The organism is Burkholderia singularis (assembly GCF_001718875.1).
In the GTDB taxonomy this organism is placed as follows: domain Bacteria; phylum Pseudomonadota; class Gammaproteobacteria; order Burkholderiales; family Burkholderiaceae; genus Burkholderia; species Burkholderia singularis.
The window spans coordinates 1,466,774-1,491,072 of record NZ_CP013448.1 but is presented as its reverse complement, the minus strand read 5'-3'; the positions used below and the strand labels follow the sequence as shown (position 1 = coordinate 1,491,072).

The following is a 24,299-nucleotide window of genomic DNA, read 5'->3' as shown; positions in this document are numbered from 1 at the left end:
CATCGTCCAGGCAGGTTCGAGCGCCCGAATGCCGATCATCCTGACGGACGATGGCCAGCCCGGCACCTGCGCGGCTGGCTGCGCCACGCAGAAATCGGACTGGCCATCGGTTGGCGGTCCGGCTCGTCTCGAGCGAATCCGGACGCACGGTTGCGAACCGGTGTTCGGCGATCAAGCAGCTCCGGGGCAAGCCGCCCGCACCGCACCGGAACGCAAATTACTCGCCCGCGCCGGCCTTCGCGCTGCCGTTGACGGACAGCGAGCCGTTTGCCGCTCCCGCGGTGCCGTTCGCAACCCCGCTGGTTGCGCCGCCGAGCGTGGCCGTCGCGCCGTTCACCGCGCCGCCGACGGCATTGCCGGTCGCATTCGCCGCACCGTTGACGGCGCCGCCCGCCACGCCCGTTGCCGCCTTCACGGTATCGCCGGTCGCGTTCGTCGCGCCTTCGACCGCGCCGCGCGCCGTCGACTTCGCATCGGCGCCGAGTTCCGCCGCCTCGTCAGCCTTCGCCTTCGCATGGCTCTTCGCATGCGCCACATGCTTCTTCGCGGAGTGCTTCGCGGCATTCGCCGCGGCTTGCGGCGAAGCCGCCGACAGATCGCCGCTCGCGCCAAGCTGTGCGTTCACGCCGGCCTTCTGGCCGAGCACTTCGGCCGACGCGCCTGTCGAACCCTGCGTGGACACGCCTGCCGTCTGTGCGAAAGCGGAGGTCGCCAACGCCGCCGCAGCAGCACCGATCAGCATCATACGAAACTTGGACATTGCCATTCTCCTCAAGATAAGTCGTCGAAGCGACGGACGCGGACGGTCCGTCACAACCGGCTTGCCGCAACATGCGCGGCAAGTGGATGTACAGACCGGACGGTTTCGAGCGCAGTTCGCCGTTCTCGCCAACTGTTACCCACCGTTTCATTTGCTGACGACTTCGATACACTCCTTTACACACGCGCTCCCGCAACTGCCGCGCGCCGTCGGCACACGGCCGCTCACCGCGCACTTCGCTTATGATGCGCAACCGCGCCGCGCCGCGCGCATGCGTTCCTTCCGTCTCATTGCCATGCCCAATCTCGATTTCACGCTGACCGGCGAATTCGTCGAACTCCACAATCTGCTCAAGCTCACCGGACTCGCGGACAGCGGCGGCTCGGCGAAGATGCTCGTCGCGTCGGGCGCCGTCAAAGTCGACGGCGCCATCGAGCTGCGCAAGACCTGCAAGATCCGCGCGGGTCAGGCGGTGCTCGTCGGCGATACGCGCATCGCCGTGCATGGCGCGCCGTAGCCGCGCTTGCCCACGCCGGCCGCATGGCCATCGGCAGCCGTAATCGACAGCGAATGCCGAAACCCGTAAGCTGATCGTTTCCCAAAAATAAGCATTGCGCAGGCAAAACGCCGGCGCAAACGCGTCCCATGCCCTCTTCCGGTTTCACACGAGCGGCCACCGCGCCGCCTAAGCTATCGCACCATGCCGCGGACACGGCGCGCCTCGCCGCGCCGCTCGCGATCGCCCAGCTTGCGCAGATGGCGATGAGCGTCACCGACACCGTGCTGCTCGGCTCGCTCGGCCCCGACGCGCTCGCCGCCGGCGGCCTGGGCGCGAACTTCTTCTTCGTCGTCGTCACGCTGCTGCAAGGCGTGCTGACGTCGGTCAGCGTGAGCGTCGCGCACGCGCGCGGCGCGCAGGCCGAGCACCGCGTGCCGCATATCTACTGGACGGGCTTCGCGCTGTCGCTCGTGCTCACGGTGCCGGCGTTCGCGTTGCTATCGTTCGCCGAGCCGCTGCTGCGCGCGTTCGGCGAGCCGCCCACGCTCGCGCGCAACGTCGGCGAATATGCGGCCGTGCTGCGCTTCGCCGCACCCGGCAGCCTGATCGGCGTCGGGCTGATGCGCTCGTTTCTGCCGGCGATCGGCGCCGCGCGGCGGCTGCTGTGGGTATCGGTCGCGAGCGTCGGCGTCAACGCATTCCTCAACTACGGCCTGATCCACGGCGCATTCGGATTGCCGAAGCTCGGCTTTCTCGGCTCCGCGGCCGCGACGACCATCACGATCTGGCTTAGCGCAATCGCACTCGTCACGCTGCTGCACGGACAGCCGACATTCAAGCATTTCGTCGCCGTGTCGCGGCCGCGGCTGCCGCTGATGGGCGAGCTGTTCGGCATCGGCTGGCCGGTCGCGATCACCTACGGCGTCGAATCGACGCTGTTTCTCGCCACCGGCCTGAGTGTCGGCGTGCTCGGCGAGGCATCACTCGCCGCGCATCAAATCGCGCTCAACGTCGCATCGGTGGCATTCATGGTGCCGCTCGCCATCGGGCAGGCGGCGAACGTTCGCGTCGGCTACTGGGCGGGCGCAGGCGCGGCCGTCGCCGCGCGGCACGCGGGCTTCGTCGCGCTCGGGCTCGGCATTGCGTTCATGTCGCTATCGGGGCTCGTGCTCATCGTCGCACCGCATGCGATCGTCGGTCTTTACTTGAAACTCGACGATCCGGCCAACGCGCACACGGTCGCACTTGCGACGTCGCTGCTCGGCATCGCCGCCGTGTTCCAGATCGTCGACGGGATGCAGACGGTCGGTTCGGGCTGTCTGCGCGGCCTGAAAGACACGCGCGTGCCGATGCTCGCCGCGGCGCTCGGCTATTGGGGCATCGGTTTTCCGACCGGCTACTGGTTCGCGTTCCATGCGGGGCTCGGCGCGCGCGGGCTGTGGTGGGGGCTGGCGGCCGGCCTGGCGAGCGTCGCCGTGCTGATGACCTGGCGCTTCCATCGCAAGAGCGCGGCACTCGGCGCGCACGGATAAGCGTATCGGGCGCTCGGGAGGCCGCCGTCGACGAGGGCCACCCTGGGCGTGCGCGGGTTGGGAAGCACGTTGACACGGAAGCCGTCCCATGCCGCTTGATCGGCTCGCTGGCCGCTTGCCGCGGCGATGCGTTTGGCCTGGCCGCGCGCATTGCGAATCGCGACACCGGTGGCAAGATGTCGTGCCGAAGCGGCGTGGCGCCGCTTCGCACGCGCCAGCCAATCGTTCCTTCGCTGGCAACGCGGCTTGGCGAATTTCCCGCCGTTTTCCGCCCCGCGCTGCCGATTCCCGGCCTCTCCTAATCTATCCGGCGGCTCCCGCCCGCTTTCCACCGTTTGTTCCGCGCATCGCGCCCGCGTCGCTGCTCGCCGGGCAATCCCATCCGCTTCGCATCGCGGCACAAAACCACACACGGCGCTATGCTTGCCGATTGAACCCGCCGTCGCGAGAACGGCGCCCGTCCCCGCCAACCTGTGCCGCGTGCGTCGCGGCGTTCCCGTGACCTAAAGGAGCCATCATGACCGAAGCAGTACGGATCGAACGCGATACGTTCGGAGAAATCGCAGTGCCGGCCACCCGTCTATGGGGGGCGCAAACGCAGCGCTCGCTGCAAAACTTCAAGATCTCGACCGAAAAGCAATCGCCCGAGCTGATCCACGCGCTCGCACTGATCAAGCGCGCGGCGGCGGCCGTCAACCTCGAACTCGGCGTGCTGCCGGACGACAAGGCGCGCGCGATCATCGCCGCCGCCGACGAGATCATCGCGGGCCAGCACCCCGACGAGTTCCCGCTCGCGGTCTGGCAAACGGGCTCGGGCACGCAGACCAACATGAACTTGAACGAAGTGATCGCGAACCGCGCGAGCGAATTGCTCGGCGCGCAGCGCGGCGAAAATCGCAACGTGCATCCGAACGACGACGTCAATCGCGGCCAATCGTCGAACGACGTGTTTCCGACCGCGATGCACGTCGCCGCGGCGCGCGCGATCGTCGCGCATCTGCTGCCCGCGCTGCGCACGCTGCGCGCGACGCTCGACGCGAAAGCGCACGCGTTCGCCGACATCGTGAAGATCGGCCGCACGCACCTGCAGGACGCGACGCCGCTCACGCTCGGCCAGGAGTTCTCAGGCTACGTCGCGCAGCTCGATCAGGGCATTCGCCATGTCGAATCGGCGCTGCCGCACCTGTACCAACTCGCGCAAGGCGGCACCGCGGTCGGCACCGGATTGAACGCGCATCCGCAGTTCGCCGCGCGCGTCGCGGCCGAGATCGGCCGGCTGACCGGGTTGCCGTTCGAAAGCGCGCCGAACAAATTCGAGGTGATGGCGGCGGCCGATGCGCTCGTGTTCGCGCATGGCGCGCTGAAAACCGTTGCGGCGAGCCTGATGAAGATCGCAAACGATGTGCGCTGGCTCGCGAGCGGGCCGCGCTGCGGGTTCGGCGAACTTTCGATCCCGGAAAACGAGCCGGGCAGCTCGATCATGCCGGGCAAGGTCAATCCGACCCAGTCCGAAGCCGTGACGATGCTGTGCTGCCAGGTATTCGGCAACGACGTCGCGGTGAACTTCGGCGGCGCAAGCGGCAATTTCGAGCTGAACGTGTTCCGGCCGATGATCGCGCACAACGTGCTGCAATCGGTGCGGCTGCTCGCGGATGGCGCGCAAAGCTTCAACGATCATTGCGCGATCGGCATCGAGCCGAACCTCGCGCGCATCGGCACGCTGCTGAACGAATCGCTGATGCTCGTGACGGCGCTCAATCCGCATATCGGCTACGACAAGTCGGCGCAGATCGCGAAGAAGGCGCACAAGGACGGCACGACGCTCAAGGCCGCGGCGCTTGCGCTCGGCTTCGTCACCGAAGCGCAGTTCGACGAATGGGTGCGCCCGGAGCAGATGGTCGGCAAGCATTGACGACGCGCACGCACGCCGCGAACAGTTCGATGGGGCGCGGCGATACGGCGGCACACGGCGGCTGGCCGTGTCAGGGGAACGGTCTGAGCGGATCGAACGACGCGATAGCCACCGACGAGATGGCATCGCTCGAAGCCTGAGGCTTGCGCGTCGCCAGCCGCACAGCCCGCCCTGGCGCGCATTCCGCCCCCTGAAGCGCGCCGCATCGCGTGCTCAGCCGCGCGCTTCAGGGGGCGGAGTGCGCGCGCATGATCGACCCACACGGGCAACGCCATCGCGCCACGCCCGCGGGCATCCGCCCGTCACACCGTCCCTTTCGCGACTTCCTCGGGCTTGAGTTCGACGATCTTGTCGAGCGCGTCCTTCACGTCCATCGCGTACTGCGCGAGGCGCTTCTGCTCGTCGGTAGCGGGCACGAACGGCGGCACCGGCACCGGATTGCCGTTCTCGTCGACCGCGACGAACACGACGAGGCAATCAGTGGTCTGGCGCAGCACGCCGCCCTTCGGGTCGCCGGCGTGCACCGACACATGAATGTGCATGCTGGTGCGCCCCGTCGCCACGACGCGCGCCTTCAATTCCACCAGATTGCCGACGAGGATCGGCCGCTGAAACCGGATGTTGCCGACGCTCACCGTCACGCAATAACGGCTCGACCAGATCGCCGCGCATGCATAGGCGGTCTCGTCGATCCATTTCATCAGCGCGCCGCCATGCACCTTGCCGCCGAAATTGACGGACGTCGGCTCGGCAAGAAAGCGGAAAACGGTTTCGGTGCGATCAACAGGCGCGGTGGGGGTAGCTGGCATCTCGGCGGGCTCCAGTATTGCGGCAATGCAAAAAGACGCGTCGATTATACTGCGCCGCGACATAAAGCCGCAGCCGGCGAGCCGCGCCGCCACGGGTCCGCATGGCGTCCATCGGGCGGCGCGCGGCCGCCGGTTGCGCCGCCGACGCAGGGCATGCCGTCGAAACCGCACGGCCGAGCCGCCTCATCGCCCCCGCAGCCTCAATTGCGAATCGTCACGCCACGGTCGATCGTGCCGTACATTTCGATGCTCCCGGTTCCGGCGCCCGTATTGGCGCCCCCTTGCGCGCAGCCCGCGCAGACGGCTGCGATCAGCAGGATCGGCGCAAGAATCTTGATTGAACGAAGCATGGTCGAGCGTGCGGCGCGCAAGGGCCGCGCGCCGTCTAGTCAGCGGATTGTTGCATTTTACGCGCGCCCCGCCCGCGCCGCGCATTCGATATTTCATCCAATCCGGAAACATCGGAGCCGCCAACCGTCTACACTCCCAACCGCCCCCCTTCGCCCGTCAGGATCGCCCATGCCCGCCTCCGACCACCACGCATCCCTCCCCGGCCTGAACCGTATCGGCGCGCTGCTCGCCGACCCCGGACGCACCGCGATGCTGTGGGCGCTGATGGACGGCAGCGCACGCCCGGCGGGCGAGTTGACGTTGATCGCCGGGCTCTCGCCTTCCGCGGCGAGCGCGCACCTCGCGCGGCTCACCGACAGCGGCCTGCTGGCGCTCGACGTGCGCGGCCGGCACCGCTACTACCGGATCGCCTCGCCCGACGTCGCCGCGGCCATCGAGGCGCTGGCGAACGTCGCGCAGGCGGCGGCGCAGCAGCGTCCGGCGCCGCGCGCCGCGCGCACCGTGCCGCTCGACATGCGCTACGCCCGCACCTGCTACGACCACATGGCGGGCGAGCTCGCGGTGCAGGTGTTCGACGCATTGAGCGCGCGCAGTTGGCTGACTGCCGAAAACGGCACGATCGACGTGACGGCAACGGGCGCCGCGCAATTTGCGCAATGGGGTATCGACATCGTCAGCGAGCGCGCGAAGCGCCGCCGTTTCGCATGCACGTGCGCCGACTGGAGCGAGCGGCGCCCTCACCTCGGCGGCGCGCTCGGCGCGGCGCTGCTCGGCTGCTTTCACCAGCACGGCTGGATCGAGCAGACGGGCAAGCCGCGCGTGCTGCGCGTGACACCGGCCGGCCAGCGCGCATTCGATGCATGGCTTACCCGCCGATGACGCGGGCTTTCATCGCTCTGACGAAACGGGCGGCGCGGACAACTCTTGTTACATGCGCATCAAATTGCATAACAAAAGACCGGCATTGAAACATGCGTAGCGAATAGAGTGGACTCATACGGCGCGTGCCACGCCGGACATAACAGAGACCACACGACCATGTCAGCCGCCTGCGCTTTGCCCAATCTGCCCCGCATCGCACGCTACACGATTGCCGCGGCGGCCGCGCTCGCCGCGTGGCAGCCGGCTTTCGCACAAACCTTCGACGCGCGTGCCGCGGCGGCAGCCGCCGCGCAGCAACCGGACGGCGATCCGCCCAGCCGCGTCGCGCGGCTCAATTATTTGTCCGGTGCCGTCACGACAGAGCCCGCGGGCGCGAGCGACTGGTCGTACGCGGCCGTCAACCGTCCGCTGACGACGGGCGACCAGTTGTGGAACGATGCGGGCGCGCGCTCGGAGTTGCACATCGGTTCGAGCGCGGTGCGCCTGGGGCAGTCGACGAGCCTGTCGATCCTCAATCTCGACGATACGAACGCGCAGCTCAAGGTGCCGCTCGGCACGCTGTCGACGCACGTGCGCGACTTGGCGCCCGGCACGTCGTATGAGATCGACACGCCGAATCTCGCGCTCGCCGTCGGCTCGCCCGGCGACTATCGCGTCGATGTCGCGCCCGACGGCGCGAGCACGGCCGTCACCGTGCGACGCGGCAGCGCGACCGTCTATGGCGACAATACGCAGATGCCGGTATCGGCCGGCCAACGCGTCGTCTTCACGGGCACCGCGCTGCAAGTGGCGGACACCGCCGCCGCACCGCCGCCCGACAGCCTCGACGAATGGGCGGCGAGCCGCGATGCGGCCGAGGAGCGCTCGGTGTCGGCACGTTACGTGTCGCGCGACATTCCCGGTTATCAGGATCTGGACGCGAACGGCACGTGGCGCGACACCCCCGACTACGGCGAAGTCTGGGTGCCGAGCGCGGTGCCGGCCGATTGGGCGCCGTACCGGACCGGCCATTGGATCTGGCAAGCGCCGTGGGGCTGGACCTGGATCGACGATCAGCCATGGGGCTTCGCGCCTTACCACTATGGCCGCTGGGCGTATGTCGGCGACGCGTGGGCATGGGTGCCCGGGCCGCTCGTCGTCAGTGCGCCGCCGCCGTGCTATGCGCCGGCGCTCGTCGCCTTCGTCGGCGGCGCGGGCGGCGGGTTCGACTGGAGCGTGAGCCTCGCGATCGGCGGCATCGCCGCGGCGGGCGTCGCGTGGTTCCCGCTCGGCCCGCGCGACCCGTGGCGGCCGAGTTGGGGCGGCTGGAGCCCGCACTACTATCTGCGCGTGAATCAAACCGTGATCGTCAACAACGGCACGATCAACACGGTCAACGTCAACAAAACGGTGAACGTGACGAACATCACGAACATCCATAACACGTATGTCAACTTCCACGCGCCGAACGCGGTGACGGCCGTGCCCGCGACGGCGTTCGTTCACGGCCAGCCAGTCGCGCATTTCGCACAGAAGGTCGATCCGCAGCAATGGCGCAACGCACGCATCGGCTCCGGCGCGCCCGGCCTTGCGCCCGTGCGGCAGAGCTTGGCGGGCGAGTTGCGCAACGCGGCGTACCGGCCGCCCGCAGCCGTCGAACAACGCTCGATCGTCGCGACGCGCAATCCGGTCGTGCCCGCCGCCTATCGCGACCGGCTCGCCGCGCACCTGGTGCAAAGCGGCGCGCTGGTGCCGGGCGCCGGCGTCCCCGTCGTGAAGACCACTGCGCCGCCGAACTACGCGATGCGGCAGATGCCCGCGATCGGCAATACCGGCGAGCCAAGCCACTGGGCGATGCGCAACGTACAGCTCGTCGACACGCACACGCCACTCGCGCCGCCGCTGCGCGGCCCGCAACCCGGCGGCGGTAATCCGGCAGCGGCCGCGCGCGCCATCGAGCGTGCGCAAGCCAGCGCACCACCCGCGAACGCGACACAACCGGAGATGCCGCAAAACAACGCCGCGCGCGGAACCTCCGTCCCGCCGAACGCAATGCGGCCGGTCAATCCCGCTCCATCGGTCAACAACGGCGTGCCGAGGCCGCCCGCGCTCGATGAGCCTTCCGTGCGCAACCATGCCGGCACGCCGGGCGACACGCCGCGCGCGCAGCCGTCATGGTCCGTCCCGCATCCGCCGATCGCGCAGCAGCGCGCAAGCGGCGCGAACGATCGGCCAGCGCCTGCGTCGCCCGCTCAACCGCGCCCGAGCAGCGGCGCGCCGAATCCGTTGCCCGATTACCGGCCACCGGCGCCAAGCGCGCCGCCGCCGATCCGCGCGGCGCGCTCTGCGCCCACACCGCAAATGCCGTCGCCGGTAAGCCCGCAGCAGACATGGCAAGCGCAGCGCAACGATTTCGCCGTCCGGCAGATGCCGCACGGCATCCAGCGCAAAACGCCGCCGCCGAACGCGGCGCCGCGTAACGACTATCGTCCGCCCGCGTCCCTGCCGCCAATGGAAGCGCCACGCGCGCCTCGGCCGACAATGGAAGCGCCCCGGATCGAGCCTCGCCCCGCACCGTCACCGCAACCCGCGCCGCGCGCGCCTTCCCCGCCCGCGCGCCAGGCACCGGCCCATCCGATGCGCCCAGATCAGCCGCACGCGTTCGACGCACACTTCAATGCACGCCGGCACACATGACGCACCCAGTAAAAAAAACCCCGTGAAATTCACGGTTTTTTTTACCCCGCAGACACGGGCCGGAACCCGCAATGCCAACGCGTCGCTCAAACCGCCATCGGCGCGGTCAATGGCTCGTGATGCCGATAGTCGACGAGCGAAAAATCCGACGGCTCGATGCGCTCGAGCCACTCCGGCTCATACTTGCCCGTCTTCGCGAACTCGGGCACCCGCTCGGCGATCTCCAGCCGCGGGCTCGCGAACGGCTCGCGCTGCAACTGCTGGTTCAGCATGTCGAGCTGATTTTCGTAGATATGCGCATCGCCGATGAAATACGTGAACCAGCGCGGCGCATAGCCCGTCAAGCGGCCGACGAGCGACAAAAGCGCCGCGCCTTCGGCGAGATTGAAGGGCGTGCCGAGCCCGACGTCGTTGCTGCGAATGTACAGACACAGCGAGATCTCCCGCCGCTCGACGTTCGGCAAGAACTGGTACAGCAGGTGACACGCGGGCAGCGCGATTTCGTCGAGTACCGCTGGATTCCAGCCGTGGAACAGAATGCGGCGGCTCGACGGATCGCGGACAATCGTATCGAGGCAATCGCGCAACTGGTCGATCGCCTTATGCATCAGCACTTTGCGCGCGTCGCCGTGCTCGAATTGCGCGACCACGCGATAGCCGCGCGACAGCGCGTCGGTGATTTGCGCATCGGCCCGCGCATCGAGCACCTTGTAGCCCGGCCAGCGGCGCCATTGCACGCCGTATACGTCGCCGAGATCGTCGGCGCCGAGCCGATACGGATTCGCGAGCCACTGCGCGTTGTCGTTCGCGTTCGCATCCCACACCTTGCAGCCGAGCGCGCGAAAATCGGCCGCGCTGCGCTTCGCGCGCAGGAAGCCGACCAACTCCCCGATCGCCGACTTGAACGCGAGCTTCTTCGTCGTCACGGCGGGAAAGCCCTGTTGCAGATCGAAGCGCAGCATCGCACCGGGGATGCTGATCGTGCGAATGCCGGTGCGGTTGGTCTGCCAGGTGCCGGTGTCGAGAATGGTGCGAACAAGGTCAAGATACTGTTTCATGCGAATTCCTTTGGCCGCGGCAAGCGGCCGCATCGCGCCCATTTTAGCAAGCCAGCCGAATCGCGGCCCGGCCGTGCCCGCGTCCGGCAATGGCCCCCGCGCGGCCGCGCGAGCGCCGTCATCGCGCTCAGCGCAATCCGGTAGAATCGGGCCTTTGCGTTTTCCGCTTCCTTTTCCGTCATGACGACGCTGACCCTGATCGTCGCGCGCGCCCGCAATGGCGTCATCGGCCGCGACAACCAGCTCCCGTGGAAACTTCCCGAGGATCTCGCGTATTTCAAGCGAACAACGATGGGCGCACCCGTCATCATGGGCCGCAAGACACACGAATCAATCGGCCGGCCGCTGCCCGGCCGCCGCAATATCGTCGTCACGCGCGACGGCGCGCGGCGCTTCGACGGCTGCGACACCGCGACGTCGCTCGACGCGGCGCTCGCGCTCGCCGCGCGCGACGGCGCGGCCGAAGCGTTCCTGATCGGCGGCGCACAACTGTACGCACAAGGCATCCGGCAAGCAGACAAGCTGCTCGTCACCGAGATCGATCAGGATTTCGAGGGAGATGCGTCGTTTCCCGCGCCCGATGCGGCGCAGTGGGAAGAAGTGTCGCGCGATACGCATCGCGCGGCGATGCCGAATGATTTCGCCTACGCATTCGTCGTTTACCGGCGCAGACACCCGGGCTGAACAACACCGGCACGCGTTGACTCGTCATTCGTTCGACGAATCGGCGCCCCGCATTCACCGGCGCATGCGCAACGGGCATGCGTTGCCGATATCGGCGCAATCCGCCGCTCGAGCGCAAACAAAAAGCGCCGCGACAAGCGAAGCGGCGCTTTTTATCGACTGCGGCGCGGCGGCTGGGCTGCCGCTCGCACTTACTGCCCCGCGATCGTCATCTGCTCGATCAGCACCGAGCCGGTTTCCTTCGTGCCTCGCACGATCGTATCCGCGCCGATCGCGACGATATGGCGGAACATCTCCTGCAACGTGCTCGCGACGGTGATTTCCTCGACCGGATACTGAATCACGCCGTTCTCGACCCAGAAGCCCGCCGCGCCGCGCGAATAATCGCCCGTCACATAATTGACGCCCTGCCCCATCAATTCGGTCAGCAACAGGCCCGTGCCGAGCTTTTTCAGCATCGCGTCGAAATCGTCGCCGGGCTGCGTCTGCGCGCTCCTGAGCGCCAGGTTATGCGAGCCGCCCGCGTTGCCGGTCGTCTGCGTGCCGAGCTTGCGCGCGGAATACGTCGACAGAAAATAGCCCTCGACGACGCCGTCGCTCACCACGCTGCGCGCGCGGGTGCGCACGCCTTCCTCGTCGAACGGCGCACTGCCCATCGCGCGCGGCACGTGCGGGTCCTCGACCACCTGCACGTGCGGCGCGAATACTTGCTTACCCAGGCTGTCGACGAGAAACGACGTCTTGCGATACAGCGCACCGCCGCTTACCGCCTGCACGAACGCGCCGAGCAGCCCCGCCGCGAGCGGCGCCTCGAACAGCACCGGCACCTTGCGCGTATCGAGACGGCGCGCGCCGATCCGCGCGAGCGCGCGCTCGGCCGCGTAACGGCCGACCGATTCGGGCGGCGCGAGATCGTCCGCGCGACGCTTGGACGTGTACCAGTCGTCGCGCTGCATCAGCCGCCCGCTGCCCGCGATCGGCGCGCACGCGACGTAGTGCCGCGAGTACGGATAGCCGCCGACGAAGCCGCGCGACGTCGCGAGCACGAATTGCGAGTGCTGGGCGGATACGCTCGCGCCTTCCGAATTGCGGATTTGCGGGCTGACCGCAAACGCGGCGTCCTCCGCGCGGCGCGCGATTTCAACCGCGTCGTCGGCCGACACGTGCCAAGGATGATACAAATCGAGATCGCGCGGCTCGGTCTCGAGCAGCTCGGCCTCGGCAAGCCCCGCCGCATCGTCCTCGGCGGTGAAGCGCGCGATGTTGTATGCCGCCGCGACCGTATCCTTCAGCGCCGCCGGCGAGAAATCCGACGTGCTCGCGTTGCCGCGCTTCTTGCCGATGAAAACCGTCACGCCGACCGTCTTGTCGCGATTGTGCTCGATCGTCTCGATCGCGCCGCGCCGCACCGATACCGACAGCCCATCGCCCTCGGAAATCTCGGTGGCGGCGTCGGTCGCGCCGAGCGCCTTCGCGTGCCGGAGAATGTCGGCCGCGATGTTTTTCAGTTCGTCCTGCGTATGCGGAAAATGACGCGCGGGGGCGTCGGCGAGGTTTGCAGCCATCGTCGTGGTATCCGGTGGCGGGCGAATCGCCCGCATGTTTCGAAATGTGCGTATCCCGCGATCATAGCAAGGTCCGGCGCCGCTGACGCGGTTCGGCGAACGCTGCGCCGCGATACAATGCCGCCCATGACACGCAAAACCCGCATCCAACCGATCGAGCCCGCCGCCGACGATGCCGGCCACGGCTACGACCGCCCGAGCAAATCGCAATTGAAGCGCGACATGCACGCGCTGCAGGAACTGGGCGCCGCCCTCGTCGAGCTGCCGAAGGACGCGCTCAAGCGCATGCCGATGCCGGAGGATCTCGCCGACGCCGTCGCCGAGGCACGCCGGATCACCGATCACGAAGGCAAACGCCGCCAGATCCAGTATGTCGGCCGCGTGATGCGCTCGCTGTCCGACGGCGAGACGGCGGCGCTGCGCGCCGCGCTCGACGCGCAGCGCGGCGTCAACAAAGCCGAAACCGCGCGGCTGCATTGGATCGAGCGCACCCGCGAGCACCTGCTCGCGAACGACGACGCGCTCACCGCGTTCATCCGCGAATATCCGTCTGCCGACGTGCAGGAAGGCCGCACGCTGATTCGCAATGCGCGCAAGGAAACGCAGCAGGGCAAGCCGCCGCGCTACTTCCGCGAACTGTTCCAATGGATCAAGACGGCGAGCACCACGGCAGACGCGCACGATGAAGAGTCCCCCGCCGCCGAGGACGATCATGACGACCCAGCGTAATCATCCCGACGAACTCCTGGTCGGCATCGTGTCGATCAGCGACCGCGCATCGAGCGGCGTCTACGAGGACAAAGGCATTCCGGCGTTGACCGACTGGCTCGCGGGCGCGCTCGCATCGCCGTGGCGCGCCGAGACCCGGCTCATCCGCGACGACGCGCAGACGATCTCGGCCACGCTGATCGAGCTGGTCGACATCGCACGCTGCGATCTGGTGCTGACCACCGGCGGCACCGGCCCGGCTCGCCGCGACGTGACGCCCGAGGCGACACTCGCGGTCGCGACGAAGGAAATGCCCGGCTTCGGCGAGCAGATGCGGCAGATCAGCCTGAATTTCGTGCCGACCGCGATCCTGTCGCGGCAGGTCGCGGTCATCCGCGAAACGCCGGACCACGCGGCATTGATCGTCAACCTGCCCGGCCAGCCGAAATCGATCAAGGAAACGCTGGAAGGGCTGCGCGGCGACGACGGCAAGATTCAGGTGCCCGGTATCTTCGCTGCGGTGCCGTACTGCATCGATCTGATCGGCGGACCTTACGTCGACACGCATGCGCACGTCTGCGCGGCATTCCGGCCCAAGAGCGCGGTACGCGCCCCGAAATCGTGCGGCACGTGACGTTCGTCGCATGACGCATTGCAGCAAGCCGGCAGCGTGCGGCGCGGCGCGCCGCACGCGAGCGCGAACGGGCGCGTTACGCCGCCCCGCCGGCCGCAGCCTGCGCCGCCGGCTGAATCAGGAAATGCTCGCGGTAATACTTGAGTTCGTCGATCGATTCGTGAATATCGGCAAGCGCCGTATGCATCGCACGCTTCTGGAAGCCCTTGTAGACCGCCGGTTGCCAGCGCCGGCACAGCTCCTTGAGGGTGCTGACGTCGAGGTTGCGGTAATGAAAAAAACGCTCGAGTTCCGGCATCCAGCGCGCCATGAACCGCCGGTCCTGGCAAATCGAATTGCCGCACATCGGCGATTTGCCGGGCGGCACATACTGGCCGAGAAACGCTTCGATCTGCGCGGCGGCGGCCGCCTCGGTGACGCTCGACGCGCGCACGCGGTCGATCAGGCCCGAGCGGCCGTGGGTGTTCTTGTTCCAGTCATCCATCTTCGCGAGCGTTTCGTCGCTTTGATGAATCGCAAGCACCGGCCCCTCCACCGCGATATCGAGCGTCGAATTCGTCACGACCACGGCAATTTCGATGATACGGTCGCTGTCCGGATTCAGACCCGTCATTTCCATATCGAGCCAGACGAGGTTCAGTTCATTGCGAACGAGCGCGGGTTGGCCGGCCGCGGCGGAAATATCGGTCATGTCGATCCTGCGAAATTGGCAAATGCGAAAACACACTGCGCACATGGCGGAACGCCCCGCGCGCCGTTCCGGCGGCCGGCCGGCAAAGCTGACCGCCTCGCCGAACCCGCCAACGGACGGTGTGCACAAGAACATATAATTCTCGCATAGATACCTACTCACGCCCTCGATGTCCGCCTATACCTTCACCCTGCTCTTCGCCGCCGCGCTCGTCGCGATGACGGGCACCAAGCTGTGGCTTGCGTCCCGGCAGATCCGCTTCGTCGCCGCACATCGCAACCGCGTGCCCGCGCAATTCAGCACCACCATCCCGCTCGCCGCGCATCAGCGCGCGGCCGACTACACCATCGAGCGCACCCGCTTCGCGATGATCGAGATTGTCGCGGGCGCCGCGGTCCTCGTCGGGCTGACGCTGTTCGGCGGCGTCGGCGCGCTCGACACGCTGCTCACGCGCTGGCTCGGCCACGGCTACGGCCAGCAGGTCGCGCTCGTCGCTGCCGTGCTCGCGATTTCGGGCGCGATCGACTTGCCGTTCGATTACTACCGCCAGTTCGGCATCGAGGAGCGCTTCGGCTTCAACCGGATGACAAAGCGGCTCTTCTTCACCGATCTCGCGAAGAATACGCTGCTCGGCGCCGCGCTCGGCCTGCCGCTTCTGTTCGTCGTGCTGTGGCTGATGAATCAGGCGGGGTCGTTCTGGTGGCTTTGGACATGGGCCGTATGGGGCGGCTTCCAAATGCTCGTGCTGGTGCTCTACCCGACCTTCATCGCGCCGCTGTTCAATAAATTCGAGCCGCTGTCCGACGACGCGCTGCGCACGCGGATCGAAGGCTTGATGAAGCGCTGCGGCTTCGCGGCAAAGGGCCTGTTCGTGATGGACGGCAGCCGCCGGTCCGCGCACGGCAACGCGTATTTCACGGGCTTCGGCGCGGCCAAGCGGATCGTGTTCTTCGATACGCTGCTCGCGCGCCTGTCCGGCAACGAGATCGAGGCCGTGCTCGCGCACGAACTCGGCCATTTCAAACGCCGGCACGTGCTCAAGCGCATGGTCTGGTCGTTCGTGCTGAGCCTCGCGCTGCTCGCGCTCCTCGGCTGGCTTGCGCAGCACGCGTGGTTTTACGCGGGCCTTGGCGTGATGCCGTCGATGTCGGGCAGCAACGCGGGCGTCGCATTGATCCTGTTCTTCCTTGCGATGCCGGTGTTCCTGTTCTTCGTCACGCCGCTGGGCAGCCTGAGTTCGCGCAAGCACGAATTCGAGGCCGACGCGTTCGCCGCGAGCCAGACCGACCCGCGCGATCTCGTCAACGCACTCGTCAAGCTCTACGAGGACAACGCATCGACGCTCACGCCCGACCCCGTCTACACGGCGTTCTACTATTCGCACCCGCCCGCGTCGCAACGCATCGACCGGCTGCTCAAGCATTCATGAAGCGCGCGTCGACCAAGCAGGCGGCAAAGGCCGCCGCGCGCGGCGGCGAGTGCGCCGAAGGCCGCGTGATCGCCGCGCACGGCCGCCACTACATCGTCTCGCCGGCCACGGGCGGCCCGCTGTTGCAATGCTTTCCGCGCGGCAAGAAAAGCGAGATCGCGGTCGGCGACAACGTGCGCTATGAGCAGACGTCGGCCGATCAAGGCGTGATCGTCGCCATCGACGAGCGCCGCAATCTTCTGTACCGCTCCGATCAATTCAAATCGAAGCTTTTCGCCGCGAATCTCGATCAGTTGCTGATCGTGCTCGCGACCGAGCCGCATTTCAGCGAGGATCTGCTCGGCCGCGCGCTGATCGCCGCGGAGGCGAACGAACTCAAGCCGATCGTCGTGCTGAACAAGATCGACGTCGGCGCCGCGCTGCCGGCCGCGCGCGCGCGGCTCGCGCCATACCGCGCCCTCGGCTACGATGTGCTCGAACTGTCGGTCAAGGGCGCGCCCGACGACGCGCGCGCGCAGCTCGCGCCGCGCCTCGCCGGCCATGCGACGATCCTGCTCGGCCAATCCGGGATGGGCAAATCGACCCTCGTCAATTTGCTTGTGCCCGACGCCGAAGCGGCAACGCGGGAGATTTCGGCGGCGCTCAACAGCGGCCGCCATACGACAACATTCACCCGCCTCTATCCGCTGCCGGAGGGCGGCTCGCTGATCGACTCGCCGGGATTTCAGGAATTCGGCCTCTATCATCTGACGGAAGGGCGCCTCGAACGCGCATTCCCCGAGTTCCGGCCGCTGCTGCCGCACTGCCGTTTCTATAATTGCCACCATCTGCACGAGCCGGGATGCGCGATTCTCGACGCGCTCGCCGACGGCCGGATCGCACCGGCCCGTCATGCACTGTATGCGCAGCTCGTACACGAGGCGAGTCAAGTCGTCCGTTGATTGACAGCCGGAAGCGCGGGCCGGCGCGGCCACGCGCACAACCCGTTCGACGCATCCGTCGACGGGCCGCCGGCTCGCTGCTTTTCGAGTTTCGGCCGCACGCAGGAGGACTCCGCAATGCGCTTCAAGGCTCCCGATCTCGCCACTGCCCAGCACTGGGCCAATGTGCTCGATGTCGCCGGCATCGGCTGCGAGCTGCACAACCGCTACGCGGGCGGCGCACTCGGCGGCCTGCCGCTCGATGCGTGCCTGCCCGAGCTATGGCTCGACGATGAGCGCGACGAAGCACTGGCGCGGCGGCTGATCGCGGCGGCCTCGCTCGAACCGGCACCCGGCGCGTCGCCATGGCGCTGCGCGCACTGCGGCGAGATGCTCGATCCGCAATTCACCGCCTGCTGGCACTGCGGCACGGGTCGCGATCCGCGCGACGGCTGACATGCGATAGATGCGATATCGCCCGCAAAATGCCGTCGCCGCCGTCATTGCCATTGCCGCGAGACGAAGGCCGCGATCCGCGAAGATGCCCGAAGCGGCAAAAACGCCGCACCAGACCGGCTCATGAAAAACACCCCAAAAATCGGATGGGCGTCCAATTTTTGGGGTGCGATTCAAGCGAAGCGCGAAGCCAGTTTTTTGCCTATCGGACCAGCCAGGCAGGTTTGCCTCCTACCGCCGTCACGATACCCAGACGGCAATCGTCAGCATCAATAGCAACAGCATCCACAAAATCACCGCGCGCCAAACCAGACCGACGGCCGATTGCAGCGTGCGCGGCGTGCAGTCGTCGCCGACCGTCAGCGGATCGGTATCGCCCGATGCGAGCGCGTCGACACTCGACGGTTCGGCGAGCGGCCCGGCGAGCCGCGCGCCGAGCGCACCGCTGCCAGCCGCCAGCAACACGCCGTCATTCGAATCAGGCCACTGCCGCGTATGATTGCGCCAAGCGTAGATCGCATCCTCAAAATTACCGACGATCGCAAACCCGAGCGCGGTCAGACGCGCCGGTATCCAGTCGATCACGAAGAACGCGCGCTGCGCGAACGTCGAGAACGCCGCAGTACGCTCGTCCGCCGGCGCGCGCCAGCTACGCGACAGATACTCCGCGATCCGGTACAGCACCGCCCCCGCGGGACCGACCGGCAGCACGAACCAAAAAAACACGCCGAATACGTGCCGATGCGAGGCGACCACGGCATGAATCAACGTGTGACGGACGATTTCGCCGACCGGCATATCGACCGTGTCGATACCCGTCCATTCGCGAAGAATGTCTCGCGCGCGCGGCACATCGTCGTTGTTGAGCGCGAGATGGATATCGGTGAAGTAATGGCTGAATTGGCGGAAGCCGAGCGTGAAATACACGACGACGACGTTCCACATGAACGCGAGCACGAAGCTCACTTTGTACAGCAGGAAATAGATCAGGGCGACGGCGAACACCCACGGCAACACGACGACGAGCCACGCGAGCACCCCATGCCGCTCCTTGCCGGCGTCAAAGCCGTGCGCGGCGGTTTCCGCATGAGACTGAAACAGCGCAAAGGCCGGATTGTTCGGCGACAGCGCGCGGATCTGTTCGATGATGAGCGCAAGAAGAACCGAGAAGAAAGTCATGCGAAAAGCCGTGTTTACGGATAATTGATTTTTCGCATAACGATAGCACAGCGCGTGTTCAATGGCTCGCCGCATGCATCCGCCGCGGCGTCCGGTCGATGCACGCCCGGCGTGAACCACTCGCGAACCTGCGGCGGCGGCGCGCAAAACAGGCGCGCGACTGAGCACTAGGCCGCGAGAAAACGGTACAGATTACGGAGCATCCCAGCCGTGACGCCCCAGATGAAATACCGGCCGCCACCCGCATCACGCGGATAAGGCATCGCAAAAAAACGGCGCTCACCGCCCTGCCAATGAAACGTGCGCTCCTCGTGATGCGCCGGATTCATCAGAAAGTCGAGCGGTACTTCGAAGATCTCGGCCACTTCGAACGGGTCCGCCTGGACCGTAAAAGGCGGATGCACGAGCGCGACGACGGGCGACACGCAAAAGCCGGTATTCGTCACATAGTCGGGCAGCACACCCAGCACCTCGACGTGCTCGGACGCAAGCGCGATCTCCTCGCGCGCCTCGCGCAGCGCAGTGGCAATCGCATCGCGGTCGCCCGGCTCGTGGCGCCCGCCCGGAAAACTGATCTGGCCCGCATGGTCGTTCAGATGATCGGTTCGCTGCGTCAGCAACATCGTGAGGCTGCGATTGCGCACGACAATCGGCACCAGCACGGACGCGCTGCGCAGCTCGATATCGATCGAATGCGACTCGTGCGGCTCCTGCCGCCACTCGGGCGGCCGCGCGAACCGCTCGCGCAGACTCGCCGGCGTCAGGCGCTCGGCCGGCACGGGGGGCAAATCCGCGCCAGTCGCGACGATCGGCAACGCTTCGGGGTCGATGATAGGGCGACGGATCAAGGGCAAGCTCTTATTCGATGAATATGGCCACATTGTCGCGCCGAAATAAAAAAAGCACCCTGACGGGTGCTTTTTCCTTACAGCTCTTACTCTTGCGCAGCAGCAGCGGTGCGATCCTTCGACACCAGCTTCTCCTTGATTCGAGCCGACTTGCCCGAACGCTCGCGCAGGTAGTACAGCTTCGCACGGCGCACGTCGCCGCGGCGCTTGACGACGATGCTGGCCAACAACGGCGAGTAAGTCTGGAACGTGCGCTCGACGCCTTCGCCCGACGAAATCTTGCGGACGATGAACGACGAATTCAGACCACGGTTGCGCTTCGCGATCACGACGCCTTCGTAAGCCTGAACGCGCTTGCGGTTACCTTCCACCACGTTCACGTTCACGATCACCGTGTCGCCCGGGGCGAATTCGGGGATCGTCTTGCCTGCGAGCGCGCGCTCGATCTCTTCCTGCTCAAGTTTTGCAATCAGATTCATGACTGACTCCTATAGCCATCTTGTCGGCGTTCGCACCTGCCGGTCTCCCGGCTCGGCCCCGATAGAGGATGGATTTACATCAGGCGCCGCCCACGCATGGACGGCACCGCCTTTTCGCGAACGGCACGAGCGGCGCTCAAGGCGCCTTCGCTTCCTTCGCGAGACTCGCGAGCCATGCCTCGTCGGCACGGCTCAACAGCTTGTCACGACGCGCCCGCTCGATCAGATCGGGACGTTTCGCGAACGTATTCTTCAGCGCTTGCTGCCGGCGCCAACGCTCGATTTCGGCATGATGGCCGCCTAACAGCACGTCCGGCACCCGAGCGCCCTCGTACTCCTCCGGGCGCGTGTAATGCGGACAATCGAGCAGCCCATCGGCAAAACTGTCCTGCACCGCCGATTGCGCATCGTTCAACACGCCCGGCAGCTGACGCACAACGGCATCCATCAGCGCCATCGCCGGCAGTTCGCCGCCGGACAGCACGAAATCGCCGAGACTCAGCTCCTCGTCGACGCAGCGGTCGATGAGCCGCTGATCGATCGCTTCGTAGCGACCGCACAGCAGCACGACGCCCTGCTCGTTCGCCATCCGCATCACTCGCTGGTGCGTGAGCGGCGCGCCCTGCGGCGACATCATCACGACACGCGGCGCCGCGATCCCCTGCGACGACAAAGCTGCCTTCGCCGCGCCGATCGCCGCCTCCAGCGGCTTCGCAAGCATGACCATGCCTGGGCCGCCGCCGTATGGCCGATCGTCGACGGTACGGTAATTGTCGGTCGTGAAATCGCGCGGATTCCATGTGCGCAAACCGAACCGCCCCTGCTTCGCCGCGCGGCTCGTGATGCCCCAGTCGGTCAACGCGCGGAACATCTCGGGAAACAGCGTCACGACATCGAACTGGATCGCGCTTTGCGTGGCTTCGTCCATTTCAGTAATCGGCTTCCCAGTCGACGACAATGCGCCCCGCCGCTTGCTCTACCGCCTTTACATATACGCCGACGAACGGAATCAGCCGCTCGCCGGTTTTCGGCTGAGCATCGTTGCCGATCGCCGGATATTCGACGCGCATGATCGAATGCGCGCCGTTGTCGATCATATCGGCGACCTTGCCAAGTGCGATGCCCGCCTCGTTGACCACATCAAGGCCGATCAGATCGACCCAGTAAAACTCACCGTCGGACAGCGCCGGAAAATCGCCACGGCGCACGAACACGCGAAAGCCGCGCAGCGCGAGCGCGGCATCGCGATCGGCCAAGCCCGCCGGATGCGCGACGATCGCGTCCCCATGCGGCTTCGCCTGGACGATGCGCGCGGACTTGCGCTCACCGCCTTTCTGCAACCACCAGTGGCGGGCCTTCAGCAGCGCGTCGCCGCCACGCCCTGCGCCGGCATGGGCCGCGATTTTGATCCAGCCCTTGAGACCGTATGCATCGACCACCGCGCCGACTTCGACCGCATCATCCGGCCAAGACTGCGCCGACTCGATGCGAACTGCTTCTGAATCTGCCGGGTCGCCACCCGCTCCGTCCGACGGAGCGCGCCCGACCGGCTTGCGGACAAATACGCCGAACGGCGCTGGCTGCCCGCGCTTCGCACCGCCGGAATCGTGACCGGGCATCAGACCACCTCGCAGCCGGCACTTCCGGCAAACCGAGCCATATTAGGCAGCCGGTTGCGCCTTCTGCGCTTGCTTCACGAGACGCTCGACGGTCGGCGACAGCTGTGCGCCCACGCCTTGCCAGTACGTCAGACGGTCTTGAGCGATACGCAGCGCTTCGCCCTTCGTCGCGACCGGGTTGTAGAAACCGACGCGCTCGATGAAACGGCCGTCACGACGGTTACGCGAATCGGTAGCGACGATGTTGTAGAACGGGCGCTTCTTCGAGCCGCCGCGAGCCAGACGGATGATGACCATATGAATTCCTTCGGGAAACCGGGTTCGAAAACTACTGAAACGTGAGATTATAGCCCGAATTTGATGGCGCAACAAACACTTACCAGCCAAAAAACGTTGACGTCATACGCTTTGCCCTTGCCGCTTTCTTATTGCCGACGGCTCGCGCACTTTTTGTGGCGGCACGCTTAGCAAAAAATGTCTCGTTCTCGCCACAGCATTTCGTGACCGCCGCTGGTTTCGCGCGCCGCGACCAGCCGTCTTCAGCACCGTTTGCGCGGGCGGCTGTGAGCTGGGATGCCAGGCCGCACCGGATATCGGATGTCGTCGAACGATGGCGGTGGCGGCAAATCGCCCGGAAACGGCAACGATACGACCGCTCGCCGCCGATACATGACATGGCAAATGGCGAACCTCCCGCCACGAGCGCGACCCGTTGACGCAATCATCACATGACCACGAAGCGCCCCTGAGCGTAGAATGCCAGCCGGCCGCGGCGCTCCGGCAACCCGGATGCGTTCGCATAGAAAGACCCTCAACCGGCAAGTCATGTCAAGCAGCCCGTCCACGCCGCCTCGCTTCCGATCGAAGACCCTCACCGCTCTGCTCGCTTTCCTGTTCGGCTCACTCGGCGCGCACCGCTTCTATCTGTACGGCTGGAAAGATCTCGCAGGCTGGGCACACGTACTTGCAACGATCATCGGCATCCCTGGCTTCCTGCTGCTCGCGGCGACGCAGCGTACTGCAACGCTCGGCTGGGGCCTCGCGTTACCCGGCGCGATTTCGCTGCTCGCGGCGTTTCTCGCTGCACTCGTCTACGGACTGCGCGCCGACGACAAATGGGATTCCCAATTCAATGCCGGCACCGGCCGGCATAGCCGATCGGGCTGGAGCGTCGTGTTCATTGTGATTTTCTCGCTGCTGATCGGCGCATTCCTGCTCATGACGGGGCTCGCACTCGCCTTCCAGACGTATTTCGAGGCCCAGGTCGAAGCCGCGAAGCAGATTTCGCAATAACGGGCGCGCACCCGCGATCGACGCACCAAGATCCGAAGGCAGCGGAAATCGATGCTCAAAACAAGTCCAATTGCGGACTTTCGCCCGCCGGCGCCGCAATGCGCCGCGGCCTCGCGACGACGGATGGACGTGGCGGCGCACGAAACTGCGTGAAATCGAGAATACCGCGCGTCCGCTCGTTGAGCCCGTAACGCTTGACCGCCATCCGAAAGCGCTGCTTGAGCACATCCGCCCACATTCCGTCCCCTTTCATCCGCGTACTGAAATTGGCGTCATAGTCCTTCCCGCCACGCATGTCGCGCACGCGAGCCATCACCCGCTCAGCGCGATCAGGGAAATGGGCAGCTAGCCATTCGGTAAAAAGCGGCGCCACCTCCCATGGCAAGCGCAGCACGATATAACTGGCGTGCGTTGCGCCTGCGTCCGCGCAAGCTTCAAGCACGCGTTCGAGATCGGGCTCCGTAACGAACGGAATCATCGGCGCGACGCTCACACCGACCGGCACGCCCGCTTCGCTCAGCGTCCGGATCGTCCGGAGCCGGCGGGAGGGCGTTGCCGCACGCGGCTCAAGCGCACGCGCAAGCTCGGCATCGAGCGTCGTGATCGTGACCGCCGCCATCACCTGCCCGCGTGCCGCCATCGGCGCAAGCAGATCCAGATCGCGCTCGATCAACGACGACTTCGTGATCGCCGCAAACGGCTGGCCATGATCGTGCATCACCTGAATCACCTGCCGCGTGATCCGCAGATCGCGCTCGACTGGCTGATACGCGTCAGTACTGACGCCAAGCGCAATCGGCTCCGGCACGTAGCGAGGCTTCGCGAGTTCGCGTTCGAGCAACTCGGCCGCGTTCACCTTCGCATAGATCCGGCTTTCGAAATCAAGCCCCGGCGACAGCCCGAGGTAGCTGTGCGTCGGCCTCGCGAAACAATAAATGCAACCATGTTCACAGCCCCGATACGGGTTCAGCGACACGTTGAACGGAATGTCCGGCGACGCGTTGCGCGTGAGGATGGTTCTCGCGCGCTCCTCGAATACCTGCGTGCGCAACACCGGCGGCTCGCCGTCCTCGCCGCGCTGCCAACCGTCGTCGACCATCTCGCGCTCGAGTGTCTCGTAACGCCCTTGCAGATTGCCGACCGCACCGCGCCCTTTGCGCGGCACGGGCGGCGCCACCGGATATTCGACGTCGGATCGATCGCTCATCACACCCCTCGGAAGCAGCCACGGCCGCCACCGAACACGGCCGCCGATACTGTATATTTATACAGCATTCGATCCGCCGCGCCAAGCGCTTCGTATCCGCCGACCTAC

25 protein-coding genes are annotated in these 24,299 nt (G+C 66.3%); 12 read left to right on the top strand and 13 right to left on the bottom strand.

Going from position 1 to position 24,299, the window contains the following annotated elements; all coding sequences use genetic code 11:
- Positions 1–217: 217 nt before the first annotated feature.
- Positions 218–760, bottom strand: coding sequence for a hypothetical protein (locus AQ611_RS06840; RefSeq protein ID WP_069234065.1), 543 nt, complete (start codon positions 758–760; stop codon positions 218–220).
- A 295-nt stretch (positions 761–1,055) separates the two neighbouring features.
- Between AQ611_RS06840 and AQ611_RS06835 the strand changes: the two genes are divergently transcribed.
- The 3 genes from AQ611_RS06835 to fumC all read left to right on the top strand — a co-directional run bounded on the left by AQ611_RS06835 (position 1,056) and on the right by fumC (position 4,703).
- Positions 1,056–1,277 carry an RNA-binding S4 domain-containing protein gene (locus AQ611_RS06835; RefSeq protein WP_059519328.1) on the top strand — a complete coding sequence of 74 codons (222 nt, stop codon included), beginning with the start codon at positions 1,056–1,058 and terminating at the stop codon, positions 1,275–1,277.
- Between the two features lie 128 nt (positions 1,278–1,405).
- Entirely contained in the window at positions 1,406–2,791 is a 1,386-nt protein-coding gene (locus tag AQ611_RS06830; RefSeq protein WP_069234064.1) for an MATE family efflux transporter, read from the top strand.
- A 517-nt stretch (positions 2,792–3,308) separates the two neighbouring features.
- A complete protein-coding gene (gene fumC, locus AQ611_RS06820) occupies positions 3,309–4,703 on the top strand; it encodes a class II fumarate hydratase (protein ID WP_069234062.1) in 1,395 nt (464 codons plus the stop codon).
- Between the two features lie 302 nt (positions 4,704–5,005).
- On the opposite strand, the gene AQ611_RS06815 is transcribed toward fumC, so the two are convergent.
- Positions 5,006–5,512 carry an acyl-CoA thioesterase gene (locus tag AQ611_RS06815; protein WP_059519123.1) on the bottom strand — a complete coding sequence of 169 codons (507 nt, stop codon included), beginning with the start codon at positions 5,510–5,512 and terminating at the stop codon, positions 5,006–5,008.
- Between the two features lie 200 nt (positions 5,513–5,712).
- A complete protein-coding gene (locus tag AQ611_RS26075; RefSeq protein WP_180978189.1) occupies positions 5,713–5,862 on the bottom strand; it encodes a hypothetical protein in 150 nt (49 codons plus the stop codon).
- A 169-nt stretch (positions 5,863–6,031) separates the two neighbouring features.
- Between AQ611_RS26075 and AQ611_RS06810 the strand changes: the two genes are divergently transcribed.
- Positions 6,032–6,742 carry an ArsR/SmtB family transcription factor gene (locus tag AQ611_RS06810; protein ID WP_069234061.1) on the top strand — a complete coding sequence of 237 codons (711 nt, stop codon included), beginning with the start codon at positions 6,032–6,034 and terminating at the stop codon, positions 6,740–6,742.
- A gap of 159 nt (positions 6,743–6,901) precedes the next feature.
- Positions 6,902–9,421, top strand: a complete 2,520-nt coding sequence (locus AQ611_RS06805; RefSeq protein WP_069234060.1) for a DUF6600 domain-containing protein — start codon at positions 6,902–6,904, stop codon at positions 9,419–9,421.
- An 86-nt stretch (positions 9,422–9,507) separates the two neighbouring features.
- Here AQ611_RS06805 and AQ611_RS06800 read toward each other — a convergent pair whose 3' ends face one another.
- The gene (locus AQ611_RS06800) at positions 9,508–10,479 is read right to left on the bottom strand and encodes a thymidylate synthase (RefSeq protein ID WP_059519326.1); all 972 of its coding nucleotides are present in this window, start codon (positions 10,477–10,479) and stop codon (positions 9,508–9,510) included.
- Positions 10,480–10,659: 180 nt separating this feature from the next.
- Between AQ611_RS06800 and AQ611_RS06790 the strand changes: the two genes are divergently transcribed.
- Positions 10,660–11,163: a dihydrofolate reductase gene (locus AQ611_RS06790; RefSeq protein ID WP_069234058.1), complete on the top strand. Its 504-nt coding sequence runs from the start codon at positions 10,660–10,662 to the stop codon at positions 11,161–11,163.
- A gap of 191 nt (positions 11,164–11,354) precedes the next feature.
- Here AQ611_RS06790 and pmbA read toward each other — a convergent pair whose 3' ends face one another.
- Entirely contained in the window at positions 11,355–12,728 is a 1,374-nt protein-coding gene (gene pmbA, locus AQ611_RS06785; RefSeq protein WP_059519325.1) for a metalloprotease PmbA, read from the bottom strand.
- A 126-nt stretch (positions 12,729–12,854) separates the two neighbouring features.
- Between pmbA and yjgA the strand changes: the two genes are divergently transcribed.
- Both yjgA and mog read left to right on the top strand, forming a co-directional pair.
- Positions 12,855–13,457 carry a ribosome biogenesis factor YjgA gene (gene yjgA / locus AQ611_RS06780; protein ID WP_272481885.1) on the top strand — a complete coding sequence of 201 codons (603 nt, stop codon included), beginning with the start codon at positions 12,855–12,857 and terminating at the stop codon, positions 13,455–13,457.
- Positions 13,441–14,070, top strand: coding sequence for a molybdopterin adenylyltransferase (mog, locus tag AQ611_RS06775; protein ID WP_069234056.1), 630 nt, complete (start codon positions 13,441–13,443; stop codon positions 14,068–14,070). The genes yjgA and mog overlap by 17 nt, the downstream gene beginning before the upstream one ends.
- A 76-nt stretch (positions 14,071–14,146) precedes the next feature.
- On the opposite strand, the gene orn is transcribed toward mog, so the two are convergent.
- A complete protein-coding gene (gene orn, locus AQ611_RS06770; RefSeq protein ID WP_069234055.1) occupies positions 14,147–14,761 on the bottom strand; it encodes an oligoribonuclease in 615 nt (204 codons plus the stop codon).
- A gap of 169 nt (positions 14,762–14,930) precedes the next feature.
- Between orn and AQ611_RS06765 the strand changes: the two genes are divergently transcribed.
- From AQ611_RS06765 to AQ611_RS06755, 3 genes are all read left to right on the top strand, one after another.
- Positions 14,931–16,190: a M48 family metallopeptidase gene (locus AQ611_RS06765; RefSeq protein ID WP_069234054.1), complete on the top strand. Its 1,260-nt coding sequence runs from the start codon at positions 14,931–14,933 to the stop codon at positions 16,188–16,190.
- Positions 16,187–17,131: a ribosome small subunit-dependent GTPase A gene (gene rsgA / locus AQ611_RS06760; RefSeq protein WP_069234053.1), complete on the top strand. Its 945-nt coding sequence runs from the start codon at positions 16,187–16,189 to the stop codon at positions 17,129–17,131. Before AQ611_RS06765 ends, rsgA begins: the two co-directional genes overlap by 4 nt.
- A 117-nt stretch (positions 17,132–17,248) precedes the next feature.
- Positions 17,249–17,566 (top strand): putative signal transducing protein, encoded by a 318-nt coding sequence (locus AQ611_RS06755; RefSeq protein WP_069235176.1) that lies wholly within the window; start codon positions 17,249–17,251, stop codon positions 17,564–17,566.
- 240 nt (positions 17,567–17,806) lie between these two features.
- Here AQ611_RS06755 and AQ611_RS06750 read toward each other — a convergent pair whose 3' ends face one another.
- The 6 genes from AQ611_RS06750 to rpsP all read right to left on the bottom strand — a co-directional run bounded on the left by AQ611_RS06750 (position 17,807) and on the right by rpsP (position 21,988).
- Entirely contained in the window at positions 17,807–18,745 is a 939-nt protein-coding gene (locus AQ611_RS06750) for a CobD/CbiB family protein (protein WP_069234052.1), read from the bottom strand.
- Between the two features lie 167 nt (positions 18,746–18,912).
- Positions 18,913–19,593 carry a CoA pyrophosphatase gene (locus tag AQ611_RS06745; RefSeq protein ID WP_069234051.1) on the bottom strand — a complete coding sequence of 227 codons (681 nt, stop codon included), beginning with the start codon at positions 19,591–19,593 and terminating at the stop codon, positions 18,913–18,915.
- A gap of 86 nt (positions 19,594–19,679) precedes the next feature.
- Positions 19,680–20,072 carry a 50S ribosomal protein L19 gene (gene rplS / locus AQ611_RS06740; RefSeq protein ID WP_059519105.1) on the bottom strand — a complete coding sequence of 131 codons (393 nt, stop codon included), beginning with the start codon at positions 20,070–20,072 and terminating at the stop codon, positions 19,680–19,682.
- Positions 20,073–20,208: 136 nt separating this feature from the next.
- Entirely contained in the window at positions 20,209–21,000 is a 792-nt protein-coding gene (gene trmD / locus AQ611_RS06735) for a tRNA (guanosine(37)-N1)-methyltransferase TrmD (RefSeq protein ID WP_069234050.1), read from the bottom strand.
- Position 21,001: 1 nt separating this feature from the next.
- The gene (rimM, locus tag AQ611_RS06730; protein ID WP_069234049.1) at positions 21,002–21,691 is read right to left on the bottom strand and encodes a ribosome maturation factor RimM; all 690 of its coding nucleotides are present in this window, start codon (positions 21,689–21,691) and stop codon (positions 21,002–21,004) included.
- Between the two features lie 42 nt (positions 21,692–21,733).
- A complete protein-coding gene (gene rpsP / locus AQ611_RS06725; protein WP_004189402.1) occupies positions 21,734–21,988 on the bottom strand; it encodes a 30S ribosomal protein S16 in 255 nt (84 codons plus the stop codon).
- A gap of 528 nt (positions 21,989–22,516) precedes the next feature.
- Between rpsP and AQ611_RS06720 the strand changes: the two genes are divergently transcribed.
- Entirely contained in the window at positions 22,517–22,984 is a 468-nt protein-coding gene (locus AQ611_RS06720; RefSeq protein ID WP_069234048.1) for an NINE protein, read from the top strand.
- 55 nt (positions 22,985–23,039) lie between these two features.
- Here the strand turns inward: AQ611_RS06720 and AQ611_RS06715 are convergent, their stop codons facing one another.
- Entirely contained in the window at positions 23,040–24,191 is a 1,152-nt protein-coding gene (locus AQ611_RS06715) for a PA0069 family radical SAM protein (RefSeq protein WP_069234047.1), read from the bottom strand.
- Between the last annotated feature and the right edge of the window lie 108 nt (positions 24,192–24,299).